The organism is Asanoa hainanensis (genome assembly GCF_900188485.1).
Classification (GTDB): Bacteria; Actinomycetota; Actinomycetes; order Mycobacteriales; family Micromonosporaceae; genus Asanoa; species Asanoa hainanensis.
On sequence record NZ_FZPH01000018.1, the window covers coordinates 67,842 to 89,870 of the forward strand.

The window sequence follows — 22,029 nt, forward strand, 5'->3', positions numbered from 1 at the left end:
CTCTGCCTACCTGTTGCCTGGCTACAGGTGATGCGTGGGTGGATGCAGAGCAGAGCGGGTCTGGCAGGCTTGACCGCCGTGACGGTTGACGGGCTGATCGTGGTGGACAAGCCGGGTGGGATGACTTCGCATGACGTGGTCTCCCGCTTGCGGCGGTTGGCGCGCACGCGGCGGGTCGGGCACGGCGGCACGCTGGACCCGATGGCGACCGGCGTGCTGGTGATCGGGGTCAACAAGGCGACCCGGCTGCTGACGTACGTGATCGGCGCCGACAAGTCGTACGCGGCGACGGTCCGGCTCGGGCAGTCGACCGTCACCGACGACGCCGAGGGCGAGGTCGTCGCGACCGCCTCCGCCGCCGCGGTGATCGACGAGGCGATCCGCGCGGCCCTGGAGGCACAGCGCGGGGAGATCGACCAGGTGCCCAGCGCGGTCAGCGCGATCAAGATCGACGGGCAGCGGGCGTACAAGCGGGTCCGCGGTGGTGAAGAGGTGGCCATCCCGCCGCGGCGCGTGACGATCTCGCGGTTGGAGATCCTCGACATCCGCCGGGCCGGCGACGTGGTCGACGTGGATATCGACGTGACCTGCTCGTCCGGGACCTACATCCGGGCCATCGCCCGCGACGCGGGCGCGACGCTCGGAGTCGGCGGGCATCTCACGGCGTTGCGCCGGACGGCGGTCGGCGGCTTCACGCTGGCCGAGGCGCGGACGCTGGAGCAGCTCGAAGCGGTCTCGCCGGACGTGGTCGACCTGCCGATGGCGGACGCGGCGCGGCGCTTCATGCCGACCCGCGAGGCCTCGGACGAGGAGGCCCGGACCCTCTCGCACGGCGGCCCGTTGACGGCGGCCGGGATCGCCGGGCCTTACGCGGTCGTCGGACCGGCCGGCGACCTGCTGGCCGTGGTCAGCGAGCACGGCACGAAGGCGAAGCCGGAGATCGTCCTCGCCGCGGCGGGCTGATACCAGCCCCTGATCTAGGCTTCCCGTATGGAGCGGTGGCGGGGATATCAGGCTGCGCCGGGCGGGTGGGGGCGGTCGGCCCTGACCATCGGCGTGTTCGACGGGGTGCACCGCGGGCACCAGGCGATCATCGGGCACCTGGTGAAACGGGCCAAGGACCTGGGCGTGAAGTCGGTGGTGGTCACCTTCGACCCGCACCCGGCCGAGGTCGTGCGGCCCGGGTCGCACCCGGCCATCCTGACCGAGCCGATCCGCAAGGCCGAGCTGATCGAGGCGCTCGGGGTCGACGTGCTCTGCGTCGTGCCGTTCACGCAGGACTTCTCCCGGTTGCCGGCCGAGGAGTTCGTACACGATGCCCTGGTCCAGAGCCTGCACGCCGCCCTCGTGGTGGTGGGGGAGAACTTCCGGTTCGGGCACAAGGCCGCCGGGGACGTCCCGCTGCTCGAGCGGCTCGGGCGGACCTTCGGGTTCGGTGTCGAGGGCGCGCCGCTGGTGTCCGCCGGTGACACGGTCTTCAGCTCCACCTACATCCGCAGCTGCATCGACGCCGGTGACGTGACCACGGCGGCCGCGGCGCTCGGGCGGCCCCACCGGCTGGAGGGGATCGTCGTGCGCGGCGACCAGCGGGGGACCGAGATCGGCTTTCCGACAGCGAACCTGAGCGTCCACCGGTACGCGGCGATCCCGGCCGACGGGATCTACGCGGGCTGGCTGTTGCGCCGGGGCGAACGGCTCCCGGCCGCCATCTCGATCGGGACGAACCCCACCTTTTCGGGTCGTGAACGGCGCGTCGAGGCGTATATCCTCGATTTCGACGGTGACCTCTACGGCGAGCGGGTGGCCCTCGACTTCGAGGTCCGGCTGCGTGACATGCTCAAGTTCGACGGTGTCGAGCCCCTCGTGGCCCAGATGGCCGTCGACGTCGAGCAGACCCGGCAGGCCCTGGCCAGGTGACGTCCCGGCGGCTGATCGATGCCGGGCTGGTAGCCTGGTAAAGACGTCGGCTTACCGACGCCCGGCCTCGCGTGCCTGCACGACGCCGCGGGTGCGAGGTTCGTCACCAACACAACGAACGCAGGAGATCATGGCGCTCGATCAGGAGCAGAAGAGCAAGATCCGCGCGGAGTACGCGACCGCCGAGGGTGACACCGGTTCGCCGGAGGTCCAGGTGGCCGTGCTGACCAAGCGCATCGCCGACCTCACGGAGCACCTCAAGGTGCACAAGCACGACCACCACAGCCGGCGCGGCCTGCTGCTGCTGGTCGGCCGCCGGCGGCGGCTGCTCAACTACCTGCAGAAGACGGACATCAGCCGCTACCGTGCGCTCATCGAGCGCCTCGGCCTGCGGCGTTGACGCAGCGCGGGGGAGTGACCGACCTGGTCGCTCCCCCGCTCCACAACTTGGACAAAGACGGGCCAGCTTGACCGTCGGCGAGCGGAAGTTGTCGACGCACCGGTCCTCGGTAGTGGCCCCCGGGCCGGCCGGCACACAGATGATGCTGGCTCCCCCGGGCGCTTCGATCGAAGACCGGACGTCAGAGCAGCTCCCCCTCGCACCGGGGTCGAGCCGTGCCATGACCGAAGGAGCACAACGCACTCATGACCGAGACCAAACTCGGCGACAAGCAGAGCACCGCGGTGATCGACAACGGGGCCTTCGGCACCCGTGAGATCACCTTCACCACCGGCAAGCTCGCCAAGCAGGCGCCCGGCTCCTGCATCGCGCAGCTTGGCGACACCACCGTCCTGTCGACGACCGCGGCCAGCAAGTCGCCGCGCGAGTCGTTCGACTTCTTCCCGCTGACAGTCGACGTCGAGGAGCGGATGTACGCGGCCGGGCGGATCCCGGGCTCGTTCTTCCGCCGCGAAGGCCGCCCCAGCGAGGACGCGATCCTCACCTGCCGGCTGATCGACCGGCCGCTGCGCCCCTCGTTCGTCAAGGGCCTGCGCAACGAGGTCCAGGTCATCGAGACCGTCCTGGCGCTCGACCCGGCCCACCCGTACGACGTGGTCGCGATCAACGCCGCCTCGCTCTCGACCAAGCTGTCCGGCCTGCCGTTCTCGGGCCCGATCGGCGCGACCCGCATGGCGCACATCGACGGCACCTGGGTCGCCTTCCCGACCCACGAGGAGCTGGCCCGGGCCACCTTCGACATGGTCGTGGCCGGCCGGGTCCTGCCCGACGGTGACGTCGCGATCATGATGGTCGAGGCCGAGGCCACCGAGCACACCGTCAAGCTGGTCGCCGACGGCGCCACCGCGCCGACCGAAGAGGTCGTCGCCGGTGGTCTGGAGGCCGCCAAGCCGGCCATCCGCGAGCTGTGCCGCGCGCAGAGCGAGCTCGCCGCCGTCGCCGCCAAGCCGGTCACCGAGTTCCCGGTCTTCCTGGACTACCAGGACGACGCGTACGAGGCCGTCTCGGCCGCCGTCCGCGGCGACGTGGCCGAGGCGCTGAAGATCGCTCCGAAGGCGGAGCGCGAAGAGGCCCTCGACCGCATCAAGGACCAGGTCCACGAGCGGCTCGACGCCCAGTTCGAGGGGCGCGAGAAGGAGCTCTCGGCCGCGCTGCGCTCGGTGACCAAGAGCGAGGTGCGCGCCCGCGTGCTGCGCGAGCAGGTCCGCATCGACGGCCGTGGCCCGCGCGACATCCGGCCGCTGTCGGCCCAGATCGAGGTGCTGCCCCGGGTGCACGGCTCGGCGCTGTTCGAGCGCGGCGAGACGCAGATCCTCGGCGTCACCACGCTCAACATGCTTCGGATGGAGCAGCAGCTCGACACGCTGTCGCCGGAGAAGCACAAGCGCTACATGCACAACTACAACTTCCCGCCGTACTCGACCGGTGAGACCGGCCGCGTCGGTTCGCCGAAGCGTCGCGAGATCGGCCACGGCGCGCTGGCCGAGCGGGCGCTGATCCCGGTGCTGCCGGCCCGCGAGGAGTTCCCCTACGCGATCCGCCAGGTCTCCGAGGCCCTCAGCTCCAACGGCTCCACCTCGATGGGCTCGGTCTGCGCCTCGACGCTGGCCCTGCTCTCGGCCGGTGTGCCGCTGAAGGCGCCGGTCGCCGGCATCGCGATGGGCCTCATCTCCGACGAGGTCGACGGCAAGACGCAGTACGTCACGCTGACCGACATCCTCGGCGCCGAGGACGCGTACGGCGACATGGACTTCAAGGTCGCCGGCACGCCGGAGTTCGTCACCGCGCTGCAGCTCGACACCAAGCTCGACGGCATCCCGTCCGACGTGCTGGCCGGCGCGCTGCAGCAGGCGCACGAGGCCCGCACGACGATCCTCGGTGTCATGCACGACGCGATCGAGGCCCCGGCCTCGATGTCCGACCACGCGCCGCGGGTGACCACGGTGAAGATCCCGGTCGACAAGATCGGCATGGTGATCGGGCCCAAGGGTCAGACGATCAACGCGATCCAGGACGAGACCGGCGCCGAGATCTCCATCGAGGACGACGGCACGATCTACGTCGGCGCGACCAACGGCCCGTCGGCCGAGGCCGCCGTCGAGCGGATCAACGCGATCGCCAACCCGACGCTGCCGAAGGTCGGCGACAAGTTCCTCGGCACCGTGGTGAAGACGGCCGCGTTCGGCGCGTTCGTCTCGCTGCTGCCGGGCCGCGACGGCCTGCTGCACATCTCCAAGGTGGGCAACGGCAAGCGGGTCGAGCGGGTTGAGGACTTCCTCAACGTCGGCGACAAGGTCGAGGTCCAGATCGCGGACATCGACCAGCGCGGCAAGATCTACCTCGACAAGGTGCGGGCCGAGGGCGAAGAGGCCCCCGCCGCCGAGGAGGGCTCCGAGCGTCCGCCGGCGCGTTCCGGTGACCGTGGCCCGCGCGACCGGGGTGACCGCGACCGCGGTGACCGCGGTCCGAGCGGTGACCGTCCGGCCCGCAGCGACGACGGTGGTGGCGAGGGCGGCGGCGAGCCGCGTCGGCGGCGCAACCGCCACAGCTGAGATGACAACCCGTGAGCGGGCCGGCGCTTCGGCGTCGGCCCGCGCCGTCACCCGCACCCTGATCACCGACCCGCTCGGCGGCACGATCCGGCGCACGGTGCTCCCCTCGGGGTTGCGGATCATCACCGAGGCCGTGCCGGCGATGCGCAGCGTCTCGTTCGGTGTGTGGGTGTCGATCGGCTCCCGGGACGAGACGCCGGCGCAGTCCGGCTGCTCGCACTTCCTGGAGCACCTGCTCTTCAAGGGCACCAAGAAGCGCTCCGCCCTCGACATCTCGGCGCAGATCGAGGCGGTCGGCGGCGAGACCAACGCCTTCACCACGAAGGAATACACCTGCTACTACGCGCGGGTGCTGGACGCCGACCTGCCGATGGCGGTCGACGTCATGTGCGACCTGATCTCCGACTCGGTGCTCGCCCCGGCCGACGTCGAGACCGAGCGCGGCGTGATCCTCGAAGAGATCGCGATGCACGAGGACGAGCCGGGCGACGAGGTGCACGACCTGTTCGCCACGGCGGTCTACGGCAAGCACCCGCTGGGCCGGCTGATCTCGGGCACCGAGGAGACCATCTCCCCGATGACCCGGCGCCAGATCGACACGTTCTACCGCCGCAACTACGTGGCGCCGTCGATCGTCATCGCCGCGGCGGGCAACCTCGACCACAACACCGTCGTCCGGCGGGTCCGGGCCGCGCTGGCCGGCACCGTGCTGGACAGCCCGTCGGCATCCCCAGCCGGGCACCGGCCCTCCGCGCCGACCGTCAAGCTGCGCAGCGGCCAGGTCTCCGTGTCCAACAAGGACAGCGAGCAGGCACACGTCGTGCTCGGCGGCGCCGGCATCTCCCGGCTCGACGACCGGCGGTTCGCGCTCAGCGTGCTCAACAACGTGCTCGGCGGCGGCATGTCGAGCCGGCTGTTCCAGGAGATCCGGGAGCAGCGCGGGTTGGCGTACTCCGTCTACTCGTACGCCAGCCAGTTCGCCGACAGCGGCCTGTTCGCGGTCTACGCGGGCTGCGCGCCCGGCAAGGTCGAGGAAGTGCTCGACCTGACCCGCACCTCGCTCGCCACGGTGGCCCGCGACGGCGTGACCGCCACCGAGGTCGCCCGGGGCAAGGGCATGGCCAAGGGCTCGTACGTGCTCGGCCTGGAAGACACCGGTTCGCGGATGAGCCGGCTGGCCAAGGGCGAGTTCCTGTACGACGACCCGCTGTCGGTCGACGACCTGCTGGCCAAGGTCGACGCGGTGACGGTCGACGAGGTCAACACGCTGGCCGCCGAGCTCTGCGGGCAGGAGATGTCCCTCGCCGTCATCGGCCCCTTCGAAGACGGCGACGTCCGCTTCTCCTAAAGTTGACGCGTGAGTGACGTGCGTGAACCCGTGCGGGTCGGAGTGCTGGGCGCCCGCGGGCGGATGGGTATCGAGGTCTGCAAGGCGGTCGACGCGGCCGACGACATGGAACTGGTCGCGATGATCGACATGGGCGACGGGCTGTTCGCGGCCTCCGACGCCGGTGCCGAGGTGATCGTCGACTTCACCACGCCGGACGTCGTGATGGACAACCTGCACTGGTGCGTCGAGCAGGGCATCAGCGCGGTCGTGGGCACGACGGGCTTCAGCGAGCAGCGGCTCGACCGGGTGCGCTCCTGGCTGTCCCACAAGCCCGAGGTCGGCGTGCTCGTCGCCCCGAACTTCGGCATCGGCGCCGTGCTGATGATGCAGTTCGCGACCAAGGCGGCCCGCCACTTCGAGTCCGTCGAGATCATCGAGCTGCACCACCCGCGCAAGGTCGACGCACCGAGCGGCACCGCGACCCACACCGCCCGGCTGATCGCCGCGGCCCGCGCGGAGGCCGGGCTGGGCCCGGTCCCCGACGCGACCAAGGACGAGGTCGACGGCGCACGCGGTGCCGACATCGACGGGGTGCGGGTGCACGCGGTCCGCTCGACGGGCCTGATCGCGCACCAGGAGGTGCTGTTCGGCACCCTCGGCGAAACCCTGACCATTCGGCACGACTCGCTGGACAGGGCTTCTTTCATGCCCGGCGTCTTGCTCGGTGTCCGCGAGATTCGTAATCGGCCCGGCCTGACGGTCGGGCTCGACGCGCTGTTGTAAACCTCAGGACTGGGCCAGCTTCAGTGTGTCGGGCAGGCCCGTGACGGTGGCCGAGCCGTCCGCGCCGACGACCACGTCGACCGAAGCACCGCCGATGCGCAGGCCGCGGGCGGTTACCGCGCCCAGTGGCGCGCCCTCCAGCGGTGTCAGGGCGACCTTGCCGGCTGGCACGTCGGGGCGGAGGCCGACGGCCGCGTGCAGGAGGGTGATGCCGGCTGCTGCGGCCCAGGCCTGGGGGCGGCAGGCGGCGGGGTAGGGGACCGGGCGGCCCAGGGCGCCTCGGTCGTCGCCGCCGAAGAGTTCTGGGAGTTGGTAGTCGAAGGACTCCGCTGCGGCCAGCAGGCCTTCCGTGAGCGTCGCGGCCGCGGCCGGGTGGCCCGCGCGGGCCAGGCGGTCGATGACGATTGCCGTGTCGTGGGCCCAGACCGAGCCGCAGTGGTACGAGAGTGGGCTGAAGGCCGCGTCGTGGGTCGACATCGTGCGCAGGCCGAAGCCGCCGGCCAGGGCGTTCGATGCCAACAGGTCCGCGACCTGGGCTGATTCCTTCGGCGTCAGCAGGCCCGTGCCCAGCAGATGGCCGATGTTGCTGGTCAGGGAGTCGACCGGGCGCTTCGAGCCGTCCAGCGCCAGAGCGGGGTGCGCGCCCGCCGGGCCGTCGACCCAGAACGTGTCGCGGAACCGGGTCGCCATCTGCTCGGCGTACTCCCGCCAGCGCGGGCCACCAGGGCGGCCGAACGCGTCCAGCAGGGCGGCCCCGTGCAGGGCGGCCTCGTACGCGTAACCCTGCACCTCGACCAGCGCGATCGGTGCCGTGGCCAACGCGCCGGACCGGAAGCGGATCGAGTCGCCGGAGTCCTTCCAACCCTGGTTGGCCAGCCCGCGCCCGCTCTCGTCGATGTACTCGAGGAAACCGTCGCCGTCCGCGTCCCCGTAGGCCGACAGCCAGCCGAGCGCCGCCTCCAGCGCGGGCAGCAGCGACTCGACGGCCGCCGGCGACATGCCCCAGCGCCAGGCGTCGTGCAGCAGCGAGATCCACAGCAGGGTCGAGTCGACGGAGCCGAAGTACGCGGCCGGCAGTTGCGCCTGCGTGTCGGCCCGCCGCAGCTCGTGCAGGATCTTGCCCGGCGCCTGGCCGGTGTCGCCGTCGACGACGGTGCCCTGGTGCGCGGCCAGCACCCGCAGCGTGCCCTCGGCGATGTCGGTGCCGAGCGGCAGCAGCATCCGTGCGGCCCACAGGCTGTCGCGGCCGAACAGGGTCAGGTACCACGGCACGCCCGCGCCGAGGAACGTGTCGGTGGCGCCGGCGGACAGCCGCAGCCGCAGCGACTCCAGGTCGTCCAGGGAGCGCGCGGCCAACCGGGCGAGCCGGCGGTCGTCGGCGGCCACCGTGGGGCGGGCCCACTCGACCGGCGCGGCGGGCTCGCGGACCAGGGCCGCCGGGTCGGTGACCCGAAGCTGCCAGGAGACGGTCACGGAGTCGCGGGGGGCGACGGTCACGGGCCAGTGCAGCGTGCCGTCGTCGCCGGCCGTCGCGCCGGGCGCCGTCACGGTCACCGACACGTCACCTGCGGTCCACGACAGCCCGGCGCGGACCGCGCCACCCGAAACGGTCCGACCGGACTTGACCGGCGAGATCGGCGCGAGGTCAGCGTCGAGCGCCAGCGACAGCTCCGTGGACACCGCGTCAGCGGCGGTCGACGTGACGGTGATGGTCTCGTCGAGACCGGTCGGCACCAGCCGCCGTTCCCGCGTGACCCGCACCGTCGGGTCTGGACCCGGGTCGCCGAGCCAGCGGGCAAGTCCCACGAAAGCCGTCGCGCCCGGGCCAAGCGGAGAATTCGCCACAGGCTCGACAGATCGCCCATCGAGCAGGAGCTCCGCGCGGCTCAGCACCCGTACGTCGGCATGGAACATCCCCTGCACCCCGACCGCCCGGATCTGGCCTGACGGTTCGCCCAGGACGCTGGCCGGCGCCCGTACCGTCGAGATCAGATCGTGGAGCAGCGGTTGAAGGTTGCGGTCTGGCACGAAATCTCCTGTGAACGTTGGCGCCATCTTGACAGAGCCGGGATGGCAGCGGCAGAGTGCGAAACAACCCTGCAACTTGAACGATCCAATAATGCACTTTCGACTTTGAACGTTCAAGCCCCGTGGAAGGTACGAATGCCGGAGAAGGTCACCATCGCCACCGTGGCGGCGCATGCCCAGGTATCCCGGCAAACGGTGTCCAATGTGCTCAACAGCCCGCACCTGGTGCGGGAGGAGACGCGCGTCCGCGTGCAGGAGGCGATCGCCACTCTCGGTTACCGGATCAACCAGGCCGCGCGCCAGATGCGCACCGGGCGTTCCCGACTGCTCGCCGTGCGTATCGAACCCACCCGCGACGGCATCAACGGCTCGGTGCTCGACCGGTTCCTGCACGGTCTGACGTTCGCGGCCGCCGCGGCCGGCTACCGGGTGATGCTCTACACGGCCGACGACGACGGCGACGAGATCAAGACCTTCGAGGACCTGCTGGCCTCGCACGAGCTCGACGGCTTCGTGCTGACCGGCACCGACCACGGCGACGTCCGCACGTTCTGGCTCGCCGAGCGCGGCGTCCAGTTCGTGACGTTCGGCCGCCCGTGGGACGAGCCCGAGCGCCACTCGTGGGTCGACGTCGACAACGCCGACGGCACGGCCCAGGCCACCCGGCGGCTCATCGAGACCGGGCACCGGCGCATCGGGTTCATCGGCTGGCCGGCCGGCTCCGGTGTCGGCGACGACCGGCGCGACGGCTGGCAGCGCACGATGAAGGCCTACGACCTCGACCCGGCCGGCCTCGACCGCGGCGCGCCCGACGGCATCGCCCAGGGCGCGGAGTGCGCGCGCGACCTGCTCACCACGCCGGAGCCGCCGACCGCGTTCGTCTGCGCCAGTGACTCATTGGCGCTGGGCGCCCTCCAGGCCGCCGGTGGCCGCAGCGCGGTCATCGGCTTCGACGACACCCCGGTCGCCGAGGCGATCGGGCTGACCAGTGTCAGCCAGCCGCTGCCGGACGCGGCGGCCCGCTGCATCGACCTGCTCATCGACCACCTCGACGGCAACCCCGTCGGCACCAGCCAGGTGCTGCTCAAACCGTCCCTCGTAGTCCGTACCACCGCTTAAACCCCCCTCAACCCAGGAGTTACGACATGAGACGCAACCGGTTCCGCAGTGGCGCGGTAGCGGTCTTCGCCGCCGGCACGCTCCTCGCCTCCGCGGCGTGTGGCGACAGCTTCGACGACGGCGGCGAGGCCGCTCAGCAGACGTCGGGCCCCGCCGCACTGCAGATCCTGATCGGTTCCTCGGGCGACGCGGAGACCGCCGCCGTGAAGGACGCCGCGGCGGCCTGGGCGACCAAGAGCGGCAACACCGCCACGGTCACCCCCGCCCAGGACCTGACCCAGCAGCTCGGCCAGTCGCTGGCCGGTGACAACCCGCCGGACGTGTTCTACGTCGACGCCGGCCGGTTCACCGACTACGCGAGCGTCGGCGCGCTGGAGCCCTACGGGGACAAGGTCGACAACCCGGACGACTTCTACCAGAGCCTCAAGGACACGTTCACCTTCGACGGCAAGTTCTACTGCGCGCCGAAGGACTTCTCCACGCTGGCGCTGGAGATCAACACGGACCTGTGGACCAAGGCCGGGCTGACCGACGCCGACATCCCGACCACCTGGGACCAGCTCACCGCCGCCGCGCAGAAGCTGAAGGCCAAGGGCACCATGCCGCTGGCGGTGGCGGACACCCGTGACCGGGTCGGCGCGTTCATGGTCCAGTCCGGTGGCTGGATCGTCAGCAAGGACGGCAAGCAGGCGACGGCCGACAGTGCGGAGAACGTCGCCGCGCTGACCTACGTGCAGACGCTGCTCAAGCAGGGTCTAGCTTCCTACCCGAAGGCGCTGGACGCCGGCTGGGGCGGCGAGGCGTTCGGCAAGGGCAAGGCCGCCATGACGATCGAGGGCAACTGGATCAAGGGCGCCATGACCAACGACTTCCCGAACGTGAAGTACACGGTGCACGAGCTTCCGGCCGGCCCCAAGGGCAAGGGCACGCTGTCGTTCACGAACTGCTGGGGCATCGCCGCCAAGAGCAAGTTCAAGGAGCAGGCGATCGACTTCGTCAAGGCGATGACCTCGGTCGACCAGCAGATGACGTACGCCAAGGCGTTCGGTGTGATGCCGTCCCGTGAGTCGGCCCGTGACCAGTACACGGCCGCCTTCCCGGCGGACAAGGCGTTCATCGACGGTGCCGAGTACGCGCAGGGCCCGGTCAACGCGCCGAAGATGGACAGCGTCCTGGCCGACTTCGACGCCTCGCTGAACACGCTGGCCAAGGCCGACCCGAAGACGCTGCTCGGGACGCTGCAGAAGAACACTCAGGCGACGCTGGGCGGCTGAGTACATGTCGACCGTTACGACCGCCTCCGCGGACCGGGATGACCGGTCCGCGGGTGGCGGCCGGCCGGCCACCGGCGGTCGCGGACCGCGGCAGCGGTTCGGCAGGTGGCTTCGCTGGCCGGGGCCTTTCCGCGGCGGGATCAGGGGCAACGAGCGGATCGCGGGCTGGCTCTTCGTGGCGCCGGTCATCGTCCTGCTCGGCATCTTCTTCCTCGCGCCGATCATCATGGCGTTCTGGGTGAGCCTGACCGACTGGCAGGGCCAGGGCAGCCCGTTCAAGTCGGGCGTGCCGTTCGTCGGCGGTGACAACTACACGCGGCTGTTCACCGAGGACGGGCTCGCCCGCCGGGACTTCATGACGAGCATCCGCAACAACATCTACTACGTGGCGATCGTGGTGCCGGTGCAGACCGTCCTGGCGCTCGGCCTCGCCCTGCTGGTCAACAACCGGATGCTCAAGGGCAAGGGCTTCTTCCGTACGGCGTTCTACTTCCCGTCCGTGACGAGCTCGGTCGCCATCAGCGTCGTGTTCCTGTTCATGTTCGCCAACTCGGGCGCCATCAACGGGATCCTGTCGTTCTTCGGCATCGACGGACCGGCCTGGTTCTCCGACGCGCGCGGCCTGATCCACCTGATCCTCGGCGTCTTCGGCGTGGACAACCCGCCGAGCGCGTTGGCCAACGGCGGACCCCTCGGCCTGACCTGGTGGGACTGGCTGTCGGGCCCGAGCGTCGCGATGTGCGCGATCATGGCGCTGGTCATCTGGACCACGTCGGGCACGTTCATGCTGATGTTCCTGGCCGCCCTGCAGAGCGTGCCGGTCTCGCTCGACGAGGCCAGCGAGCTCGACGGCGCGACCCGCTGGCAGCGGCTGCGCTACGTCACCCTGCCGCTGCTCAAGCCGACGATGTTCCTCGTGCTCACCCTCGGGCTGATCGGCACCTGGCAGGTGTTCGACCAGATCTACGTGATGAGCCAGGGCAACCCGGCCAAGACCACGCTGACCCCGGCGTTCCTGTCCTACCGCACCGCGTTCAAGGACTTCGACTACGGGCGGGGCGCGGCGATCTCGTTCGTGCTGTTCCTGATCATCGTCGTGCTGACCCTGGCCCAGCGCTGGGTGATGCGCGACCGCGACGAGCCCCGCCGGAGGTTCCGATGGCTACGCTGACTCCCGCCAGGCGGCGCCGCCACGGGGGCATGGTCAACACCGTCGTCGGGTACGCCGTGCTCGTCTTCTTCGCGCTTGTCTTCATCTACCCGTTCGTCATCCAGCTCGCGAACTCCTTCAAGACCGAACCGGACGCGGCCGCCAACCCGTTGTCGCCGGTGCCGCAACCCTTCACCACGGACTCGTTCTCCAGCCTGCTCGGCGGCGACTTCCCGCTCTGGCTGGGCAACTCGGTCCTGGTCACGGTCGTCGTCACGGTCGGCCGGGTGTTCCTGGACTCGCTGGCCGGCTACGCACTTGCCCGACTCCGCTTCGGCGGCCGAAAGGCGATCTTCGCGACCATCGTGGCCATCATGGCCGTACCCGGCGTCGTGCTCTTCATCCCGAAGTTCCTGGTGCTGAACCAGCTCGGCATCTACGACACGTACACGGCGCTGATCCTGCCGTTGCTCGTCGACGCGGCCGGCGTCTTCATCATGAAGCAGTTCTTCGAGTCGATCCCGCTGAGCCTGGAGGAGGCCGCCCGGATCGACGGTGCCGGGGTGTTCCGGACGTTCTGGTCGGTGGTGCTGCCGTCGGCCCGGCCGGCGCTGATCACCCTGACCATCCTGTCGTTCCAGGGCACGTGGAACGAGTTCCCGCACACCCTGGTGGCGGTCCAGGATCCGAGCCTGTTCACCCTGCCCCGCGGCGTCGCCAACCTGGTCTCGGGCTCGCTGGGCTCGGGCACGCAGTACCCGCTGAAGCTCGGCGCGGCCCTGCTGGCCACGATCCCGGTGGCGATCATCTTCGCGGTCTTCCAGCGCTACTTCGTGCGCGGTGCCACGGAGGGCGCCGAAAAGGGATAGTTCGATGATTGTCGCTTTTCGCGGGTCCGCCACCACGGGGCCTCGCGGAGCGTGAGGCGGCCGATACCGTGTTCACCGACTTCGATGCGGGGGCATGGGATGCGCGGTCGATGGTGGCGTCATGGTGCTCTGGCGGCGGTGACCACGGTGTCGATCCTGGCCGTGCCGGGGCCCGCGTTGGCGGTCGACCCCGTGTCGGTCGACACCGTCACGCCGGCCGTGGTCGAGGCCGGCGCGGTCGTCGAGCTGCGCGGGCACGGCTTCACCGGTGCGTCGGCGGTCACGATCAACGGCGTGCTGGCCGCCACGACCGCGGTCGCCGACGACCGGATCACCGCCACCGTCCCCGCGGCCGCCACCTCCGGGCCGGTGCGGGTCACCGCTCCGGCGGGCACCGGAGCCTGGAGCAGCGACCTCTTCGTCGCCCGCTCCCCGTGGCGCGCCACCGACGTCGAGACGACGGCCCGGCTCACCCTCGACGCCCCGGCCACCGTGGCCGTGGCCACGGCCAGCAAGGTCGCCCTGCTCACCGTCACCACGGCGCCCGGCCGGCGGGTCGCGCTCGCCCTGCGCGACAGCACCTTCGGCTCGTCGACCAGCAACGCGCGGGTCTCGGTCTTCCGTCCGGACGGCACGACGGCGGTGTCGGCCACGGGATTCGGCACCAGCGGCGTCTTCCTCGAGCCGTTGCCGGCCGCCGACCTCGCGTACACGGTGCTGGTCGACCCGCAGGGCACTGCGACCGGCCAGGTCGTCGTCACGGCCCACGACGTGCCGGCCGACGCGCTCGTGCCGGGCAGCGCCGACGGGTCGACCGTCACCGTCGCCACCACGGTGCCGGGCCAGAACGGCGGGGTGACCTTCGCCGGCAAGGCCGGGCAGCGGGTCAGCATTGCGGTGAGCGGTTCGACCTACGGCTCGTCCGGCGTGACGGTCGGCGTGCGCCGGCCCGACGGCACAAGCCTGGTCTCCGCGGTCACGGTCAGCACGAGCGCGTTCCTCGACCTGTTCGTCCTGCCGGCCGCCGGCACCTACACGGTCGCGGTCGACCCGGTGCGGGCGGCCACCGGGCAGGTCGCGATCCGCCTCTTCGACGTGCCGGCCGACGCCACGGTGGCGGGCGCCACCGACGGGGCGGCGCGCACCGTGACCACCACGACGCCCGGCCAGAACGGCGGCGTCGAGTTCACCGCGACCGCCGGGCAGCGGGTCGGCATCCGGGTGCCGAGCCACACGTACGGGTCCGGATCGGTGTCGCTGTCGGTGCGCCGGCCCGACGGCACCAACCTGGTCGGCGCCACGACCGTGTTCGCGTCGCTGTTCGTCGAGCCGGTCACCATCCCGTCCGCCGGCCTTTATTCGGTCGTGGTCAACCCCGCCGGCGACCGGGTCGGCGCCGCTGTCGTCCACCTCTACGACACCCCCGCCGACGCGGTCTTCACCGCGACACCCGGTGGTGCGGCGGTGAGCGCGACCGTCGGCACGCCGGGCCAGAACGCGCGGGTGGAGTTCGCCGGCGCGGCCGGGCAGCGGGTCAGCTTCCGCGTGCCGTCCCACTCGTTCGGCTCGGGCAACGTCTCGATCGGGGTACGCCGGCCCGACGGCACGGTGCTCGTCGCGGCGCAGACCGTCTTCAGCTCGCTGTTCACCGAGCCGGTGACCCTGCCCGTCGGCGGCACCTACGCGGTCGTCGTCGACCCGGCGGGCGCGAGCACCGGCGCGGCCACGGTCGAGGTGCACGACGTGCCGACGGGCTCGCCGGTCGAGGCCGTCGTGGGCGGGCCCGCGGTCACCCTGGCGACCACGGTGCCCGGGCAGAACGGCAGCGTGACGTTCGCGGCGGTCGCCGGGCAACGGGTGAGCGTGCGGCTGTCCGCGAGCACCTACGGCACGTCCGGCGCCCGCGCCACGCTGCTCGCACCCGACGGCAGCGTCGCGGTCGCCGCGACGACGTTCTCCGCCGCGGGGGTGCTGCTCGGCCCGCTCGACGCGGTGGCCGGGGTCTACACCGTCGCCGTCGACCCGCAGGGCTCGGCCGTGGGGCAGGTGACGGTGCTGGTCAGCGACGCGGGCCAGGTGGTGTTCACGGCGACGGTCGACGGCGGCCCGGTCGTCGCCGCCACCACCGCGCCCGGGCAGGACGCCGTGGTGCGGTTCCCGCTCGCGGCCGGGCAGCGCTACATCGTCACCGCGCTGGAGAGCACGTACGGCGGCTCGTCCAACGTGCGGGTCTCGCTGCGGGCGCCTGACGGCACCGTGCTGGTCGCGCCGACCGGCGTCGCCTCCAACGGCATCTATTTCGACACGCGGGTGTCGACCGTCGCCGGCGACCACTCCGTGCTCGTCGACCCGCAGGGCAGCGCCGTCGGCCAGATCGCGATCGAGGTGCGGCTCGTCCCGGCCGACCTCACCGCGGTCGCCGCCGTGGGCGGCGAGCCGGTCACGCTGCCGGCCACCGTGATGGGGCAGGGCGCGGTCGTCACCTTCGCGGGCACCGCCGGCCAGCGGGTCGCGCTGCTGGCCTCCGGCAGCACCTACAGCGGCTCCAACGTGCGCGTCGGTGCCACGTCCCCCGACGGTTCGGTGCTGTTCGGCACGTCGAGCGTCGCGTCCAACGGCATCTTCTGGAACCCGGTCGCGCTCCCGGCCGACGGGACCTACCAGATCCTGGTCGACCCGCAGTCCACCGTGGTCGGTCAGCTGACCCTGCGGCTCTACCTGGTGCCGGCCGATGTCACCGGGGTGGCGACCGTCGGTGCGCCGGCGTCCACGGTGGTCACCTCGACGCCCGGCCAGAACGCCACGGTGACCTTCGTGGGCACGGCCGCGCAGCGGGTCTTCGTGCGCGTCGGGCGCACCTCCAGCACGGGCAGCGCCGCGGTCGAGCTCCGCGCGCCCGACGGCACCGTGCTGCGGTCGGCGACCACCTCGGGCACGACGCTCGACCTCGCGGCGATGGCGCTGCCGGCGACGGGCGGCTTCACGGTCGCCATCGACCCGCAGTCGACCGCCGTCGACACGTTCACCGTCCAAGTCTTCGCCGTGCCCGACGACACCACGGTCGCCGCGACGCTCGACGGCCCCGCCGTGATCGCCCGCACCACCCAGCCGGGCCAGGTCGCCACGGTGACGTTCCCGGCACCGGCCGGTCGGCGCGCGTTGCTGACCGTCACCCCCGGCACGGTGGCCGACGGCACGACGATCGAGGGCTCGGTCGCGCTCACCCTGCGCGACCCGGCCGGCACCGTGCTGACCTCCGGCACCATCACCGCCACCGACGAGCGCGTCCTCGGCCCGGTCGACCTCGGGTCCGGCGGCACCTACAGCCTGACGCTCGACCCCACCGGCACCCGCTTCGGCCGCTTCACCGTGCAGGTCTTCGAGGTCCCGGCCGCCGTGCCGGTCCCGTTGACGGTCGGTGGGCCGGCCGTCGAGGTCGCCGTGCGCACGCCCGGCGCGGTCGGCGCGGCCACGTTCACGGCGGCCGCCGGCGACCGGGTGTGCGTGTCCGTGCCGACCTCCGGCTTCAGCCGGGCCGGCGTCGCCGGCAGCGCGGCGGTGTCGCTGGTCGACGCCGCCGGTGGCGTGCTGGCCAACGCCACCGCGAGCGGCTCGGCCGTCTTCCTGGAGCCGCTGACGCTGGCCGCGGCGGGCACCTACCGGGTGCTCGTCGACCCGGCCGGGGCGGCGGTCGGCGCGGCGTCCGTGGCCGTCTGCGAGGTGCCCGCCGACGTCACCGTCGCCGGTGCCCTGGGCGCGGCCGTGCGCAGCGTCGACCTGGCCGTCGGGCAGCGGGCCGACCTCGCCTTCAGCGGCACGGCCGGGCAGGCGATTCGCGCCGGTCTCCCGGTCGCCGCGGGCTTGGCTCGGCTGTCGATCCTGCGCGCCGACGGCACGCAGGTCTGCACGCGCACCAACGCCTCCGCCGGCAGCGTGCTCGCCTGCGCGCTGCCGGCCGCCGGCGACTACCTCGTGCGGGTCGACCCCAACGGCAGCATCGCCGGAGCGTTCGGCGTCGAGGTCTACGAGGGCACCGGCTCGCCCCGGATCAGCGGCGGCACGACGGCCTGGTCGGCCATCGCGACGCCGGGCGTGAGCTGGTCCACCGACAGCGCCACGGCGATCGACGGCTACGCGGTGGTCGTCGACTCCGTCGCCGACACGGTGCCGCCACCCGCGATCAGCCAGCCGGGCGCCTCGCTCAGCCGCACCTACCCTGACGGCGTGAGCTGGGTCCACGTCCGCGCCCACGGCACCGACGGGTCGTGGGGCGCCACCGCGCACCGGGCCGTCCGCGTCGACACCGTGACACCAGTGGTCAACGCGCTCACCTCACCCAGCCACCCCGATCCGGCCGCGCCGACCGGCTCGCTCGACCTGCGCCTGGCACTCGGTGCCACCACCGGGCCGTCCGGCGTCGCCGGCTACTCGATCAAGGTGTCGCGCACCGACGGCGAGGTGCCCGGCACCGCGATCACCACCACGGGAAACGCGTACGAGACCCGGCTGGCGGGCGAGGGCGAGTGGTTCGTCGCCGTGGTCGCCCGCAGCGGGGCCGGCAAGGCCAGCGCGCCGGTGCGGCTGCGGGTGGTGGCCGACCTGGCGGCCGACGCGCCCACGGTGACCAGCGCGACCCATCCGGTCCCGGGCACGGGCTATCCCGCCGGCCCGTTCGTCGCGACGTGGCGGCTCGGCCCGACGGCGACCGCGCCCGTGGGCGAGTCGGTCGGGCTGGTCGACGGTTGGTCGGTCGTGCTCGACACCGCGGCGGCGACCGTGCCCGCCGCGACCGTGACGACCACCGAGGCCCGCTTCTCCGCCGAGCTCGCGCCCGGCACGTGGTGGCTGCACGTCCGCGGGCACGAGGTGTCGGGCGCGTGGAGCGCCACGGCGCACTTCCGCGTCGTCGTCGTGGCCGCCGACGAGTTCCGCTTCACCGCGCCCGCCGCCGGCACGACGCTGTGGGACGACGTCTCCGTCGCGCTCGACTGTGCCGGTGCCGGTGGTCCCGTCCGGGTGGAGGCCGCCCGCGACGGCGGCGCCTGGCACGTGATCGGCCAGGACGCCTGCACGGTTCTCTGGGAGACCGACGTGACCGTGGCGGGCGTGCCGTCCTGGCCGGACGGGCGCTATACGGTGCGGGCGCTGGTCGGCACCTCGGTGCGGGCCAGCACCACGGTCACGGTCGACAACGCGGCCGACAGCATCGGGCGGCTCGCGGCCGACTACGCGGCGGGCCTGCTCGACCTCGAGCAATATGTGGGCCACCTGTTCGACCTCGCCACCGGTGGCGCCGGGTTGCCGGCGCGCTACGTGGACGGCGCGCCCGGGCTGGGCGACCCCGAGGCGGCGCTGGCGGCGGCGCTGGCGCTCTGGGAGTCGTTGAGCGCCGACCAGCGCGCCCGCCTCGGTGACCCGAACACGCCGGTCGTGCTGTCCTCGCCGCCGGCCGGTGCCCGGCTCGCGCCCAACGAGTGCGGCTGGCTGGTGCGGCTCCGCGCGAAGCTCTACGACTGCCGGGCCGAGTCGACCAACTTCGTCGTCTACTACGACTCCGGGCACGTCGGGCCGACCTCGCCGGGTGCCTCGCGTCCCGACTGGGTCGAGAAGATGATCGGGTCTTTGGAGCTCAGCCGCGGCATCTACGGCTCGATGGGTTACCGATTGCCCGGCTATCGCCTCACGGTCGCGCTCGACCCCACGTTCGCGCTGGGTGACAACAAGTCCGGCGTCGCCTTTCCGTCGCTGCCCAAGTGCCCGTTCCTCTGCGGGGAGACGAGCCCGCTGCTCCTGATGTCCTCCGACCCGACGATCTCGAAGTACCTGCCGCACCACGAGTTCTTCCACTTCGTCGAGTACGAGTACATCGACCACCGCCGGTTCGCGGAGTTCGGCATGAACTGGTGGATGGAGGCGTCGGCCGAGTGGGCGGCGCACCAGGTGCACGAGCGGTCCGGGGCGTCCGACGTCCCCGACGACGAATATCGGGGCTACTGGTCCAACTTGGACGACTTCCTCGACGCGTCCGACGAGCGCTTCGACGAGGGCAACTCCGTCGTCCTGCCCGGCGGTCCGGAGTACGGCGCGTTCATCGTCGCCGAGTTCCTCGAAGAGCGGTTCGGTGACGACGCGATCCGCCAGACGTGGGGTGACCTCGGCGGGCTGTGGTCGACTCCGCGCGGTGCGATCCGCGAGGCGATAGAGGCGGGCGGCTCCTCGTTCGGCACCGAGATCGACGTGTTCCGGCAGTGGGCGTACGTGTTCGAACGCGGCGGATCGTCCGTCGGCTTCACCGACTCGCACGCGCAGCGGTGGCGAGCCAGCCTCGGCTCGGCGTTGCAGCCGCCGCGTCAACAGGTGACGATCTCGCAGAACAACGGCGCTGGTCCCGAGGCGTTCCCCGGCACCTACTACGTGCAGCAGAGCGGCGCCAAGTACGTCCAGATCGTCAACCCCAACCAGGCCGAGGGCGACCTCACGGTGACCTGGGACCCGAAGACCGATCACGACGTACGGTTCAGCGTGCTGCGCCTGGACGACTTCGACCGGCCCACCGCGGGCTGCGGCGCGGCGCAGCGCCTGCTCGCCCGCGTGCCGCTGACGGTCGCGTTGACCGACGCGTGCCCCAAGGCGGTGCTCGTCATCGTCAACGCCGACGATCCGGGCTTCTACGGCACCTGGGCGATCGGCGACTGGAGCGTGCGGTTCCAGCGCACCGCCCAGGTGCTCTCCAACAGCACGATCGAGATCGGAGTCGGGCCGTACGGCAGCCTGATCTCCAACGCGATCGGCATCCGGCTGGCCGGCAACGCCGACAGCGAGGTCATCCGGCGCGGCTGCTTCTGCGAGGGCTGGGGCGTCGCGCACGGTCCCTTCGGCGGCTCGGTCACCGACGCGACCGGCGTCGACGGCCTGACCCTGTCGTCGTTCGTGGCGTCGGGCGACACCGCGACGTCGATGGTCGACCTGACCGGACCGACGGGCATCACGGTCGCCACTTATGTTTCGCCCTCGATCGACCCCAACCTGTTCCAGCTCAAGGTCACTGTCCGGAACGTCAGCTCCCCGATCCACCACTCGGTCCACTACCGCCGGGCGGTCGACTGGGATCTGCTACCGGACGTGAGTGGCTTCTACACGACGTTCGTGCACCGCACCGGCGACATCGGATATGTCACCGGTGTGACCAACGACGGCTTCGCCGACCCGAACCCGCACAACGCGTTCACCGACCTCGGCGCCTCCGGCTTCTTCACCGACTTCGGGCCGGCCAACACCGGCGCGTTGATCGACCTGGACCTGGGCACGTTCGCCACCGGCGAGGCGAAGACCTTCGACCTCTACTACGGCATCGCACCCACCGAGGCCAGGGCGACGGCTGCCGTGGCGGCGGTCGGTGCCCAGTTGTACGCGCTCGGCCAACCCGGCACCGCCGACGGGAAGACGCTCGGCACTCCGTACACGGGGATCTTCGCGATCGACGGCAGCGGCCTGCCGGCCCCGTCGCCGCGGTTGGTCGCGCCGCAGGACAACCGGGCGCCCTCCGTGCCCGGAGTGCGGCGGGAGGCTTCGTGACCAGGCGGTGGGTGCTCGGGCTGGCCGCGGCGGTGGTGGTGCTGGTGGCCGCGTGCGGGCTGTGGCTGTGGGCGGTCGGGCCGCCGTTCAGCAAGGGCGAGCCCGACCCGGAGCTGGAGGTCCGCAACGAGCAGGCGACCCCGCTGACGGTCGTGGTGTCGACCGGCGGCGACAAGCGCCAGTTCGTGGTGCCCGCCGGCGGCGACCTCGGCATCCGGGTCAACGAGGAGTGCGGCACCGGCGAGGTGACGGCCCTCTCCGCCGACCGGGTGGTGGCCCGCCTCGACGACCCGTTCTGCACGGCGAAGACCTGGACCATCCACCCCGACGGCACCACCGAGCTGGTGGGCGGCTAACCCCACACGAACCCGTCGGGGTCCGTGAAGGGTCCGGCCTCGCTGCCGAACGCGATGCGGTGTGAGCCAGTGCCTTCCTCGGGGATGCCGGCGGTCTTGGCCAGGGAGCGGCGCTTGTTGAGCGTCAGTTTGATCGCGCCCGAGTCGAACTCGACGTACTTGCTGCCGAAGCTCTTGGCGACCGTGAGGCCGCGCTCGACGTAGAACTTCTTGCTCGCGGCCACGTCCGCGCAGCCCAGTTGGAGGACCAGGTCGTCGATCTGCTTGGCGGCCGGGCCGGTGTCCTTCTTCGACGAGGACGCGACTGTCACGATCGTCCCGTCCGGCGCCTGCACGACTCCGCCGTAGCCCCACAGCGACTTCGCGGCCGGCTTCAACACCGTGGCGCCGGCGTCGACGGCGGCGCCGATGAGCGCGTCGGCGTTGGCCGGCTGGGACACGATGAGCGACAGGGTGTAGCCGCGGAAGCCGGTGGTCGGCGCCTCCGAGGCCCGGGTGCGCACCTGCTTCCCCAGGCCGAGGGCCTCGGTGTAGAAGCGATCGGCGGTCGTGGGGTCGGCGACTTCGAGGGTGATGTACTCGACGGTGGTCACGGTTGGCTCCCTATGGGTGTGTT

The 22,029-nt window shown here is 71.7% G+C and carries 14 protein-coding genes; 12 read left to right on the forward strand and 2 right to left on the reverse strand.

Features of this window, described 5'->3' with window-relative positions; genetic code table 11:
* Positions 1–42 precede the first annotated feature (42 nt).
* The 6 genes from truB (at position 43) to dapB (ending at position 7,042) form a co-directional block, all read left to right on the forward strand.
* On the forward strand, positions 43–963 hold the full coding sequence (truB, locus tag CHC05_RS33300; RefSeq protein WP_179266486.1) for a tRNA pseudouridine(55) synthase TruB: 921 nt from the start codon (positions 43–45) through the stop codon (positions 961–963).
* Positions 964–990: 27 nt separating this feature from the next.
* Positions 991–1,917 carry a bifunctional riboflavin kinase/FAD synthetase gene (locus CHC05_RS33305; RefSeq protein ID WP_089254608.1) on the forward strand — a complete coding sequence of 309 codons (927 nt, stop codon included), beginning with the start codon at positions 991–993 and terminating at the stop codon, positions 1,915–1,917.
* 130 nt (positions 1,918–2,047) lie between these two features.
* A complete protein-coding gene (rpsO, locus tag CHC05_RS33310) occupies positions 2,048–2,317 on the forward strand; it encodes a 30S ribosomal protein S15 (RefSeq protein WP_089254609.1) in 270 nt (89 codons plus the stop codon).
* Positions 2,318–2,562: 245 nt separating this feature from the next.
* Complete coding sequence (locus CHC05_RS33315; RefSeq protein WP_089254610.1) at positions 2,563–4,929, forward strand: polyribonucleotide nucleotidyltransferase; 2,367 nt, start codon at positions 2,563–2,565, stop codon at positions 4,927–4,929.
* 1 nt (position 4,930) lies between these two features.
* Complete coding sequence (locus CHC05_RS33320) at positions 4,931–6,277, forward strand: M16 family metallopeptidase (protein ID WP_089254682.1); 1,347 nt, start codon at positions 4,931–4,933, stop codon at positions 6,275–6,277.
* A gap of 9 nt (positions 6,278–6,286) precedes the next feature.
* Positions 6,287–7,042 (forward strand): 4-hydroxy-tetrahydrodipicolinate reductase, encoded by a 756-nt coding sequence (gene dapB / locus CHC05_RS33325; RefSeq protein ID WP_089254611.1) that lies wholly within the window; start codon positions 6,287–6,289, stop codon positions 7,040–7,042.
* Positions 7,043–7,045: 3 nt separating this feature from the next.
* Here dapB and CHC05_RS33330 read toward each other — a convergent pair whose 3' ends face one another.
* Positions 7,046–9,070 (reverse strand): amylo-alpha-1,6-glucosidase, encoded by a 2,025-nt coding sequence (locus tag CHC05_RS33330; protein WP_218824770.1) that lies wholly within the window; start codon positions 9,068–9,070, stop codon positions 7,046–7,048.
* Positions 9,071–9,205: 135 nt separating this feature from the next.
* On the opposite strand from CHC05_RS33330, the gene CHC05_RS33335 reads away from it, so the two are divergent.
* From CHC05_RS33335 to CHC05_RS33360, 6 genes are all read left to right on the forward strand, one after another.
* Positions 9,206–10,189 carry a LacI family DNA-binding transcriptional regulator gene (locus CHC05_RS33335; protein ID WP_089254613.1) on the forward strand — a complete coding sequence of 328 codons (984 nt, stop codon included), beginning with the start codon at positions 9,206–9,208 and terminating at the stop codon, positions 10,187–10,189.
* A gap of 26 nt (positions 10,190–10,215) precedes the next feature.
* A complete protein-coding gene (locus CHC05_RS33340; RefSeq protein ID WP_089254614.1) occupies positions 10,216–11,463 on the forward strand; it encodes a sugar ABC transporter substrate-binding protein in 1,248 nt (415 codons plus the stop codon).
* A 4-nt stretch (positions 11,464–11,467) separates the two neighbouring features.
* A complete protein-coding gene (locus CHC05_RS33345; RefSeq protein WP_089254615.1) occupies positions 11,468–12,634 on the forward strand; it encodes a carbohydrate ABC transporter permease in 1,167 nt (388 codons plus the stop codon).
* Positions 12,622–13,482 (forward strand): carbohydrate ABC transporter permease, encoded by an 861-nt coding sequence (locus CHC05_RS33350; protein ID WP_089254616.1) that lies wholly within the window; start codon positions 12,622–12,624, stop codon positions 13,480–13,482. Before CHC05_RS33345 ends, CHC05_RS33350 begins: the two co-directional genes overlap by 13 nt.
* Before the next feature lie 138 nt (positions 13,483–13,620).
* On the forward strand, positions 13,621–21,057 hold the full coding sequence (locus CHC05_RS33355; RefSeq protein ID WP_089254617.1) for an IPT/TIG domain-containing protein: 7,437 nt from the start codon (positions 13,621–13,623) through the stop codon (positions 21,055–21,057).
* Positions 21,054–21,413 (forward strand): hypothetical protein, encoded by a 360-nt coding sequence (locus CHC05_RS33360; protein WP_144022890.1) that lies wholly within the window; start codon positions 21,054–21,056, stop codon positions 21,411–21,413. Before CHC05_RS33355 ends, CHC05_RS33360 begins: the two co-directional genes overlap by 4 nt.
* Here CHC05_RS33360 and CHC05_RS33365 read toward each other — a convergent pair.
* The gene (locus CHC05_RS33365; protein ID WP_089254619.1) at positions 21,410–22,006 is read right to left on the reverse strand and encodes a VOC family protein; all 597 of its coding nucleotides are present in this window, start codon (positions 22,004–22,006) and stop codon (positions 21,410–21,412) included. The two genes, CHC05_RS33360 and CHC05_RS33365, sit on opposite strands and share 4 nt — an antisense overlap.
* Positions 22,007–22,029 lie beyond the last annotated feature (23 nt).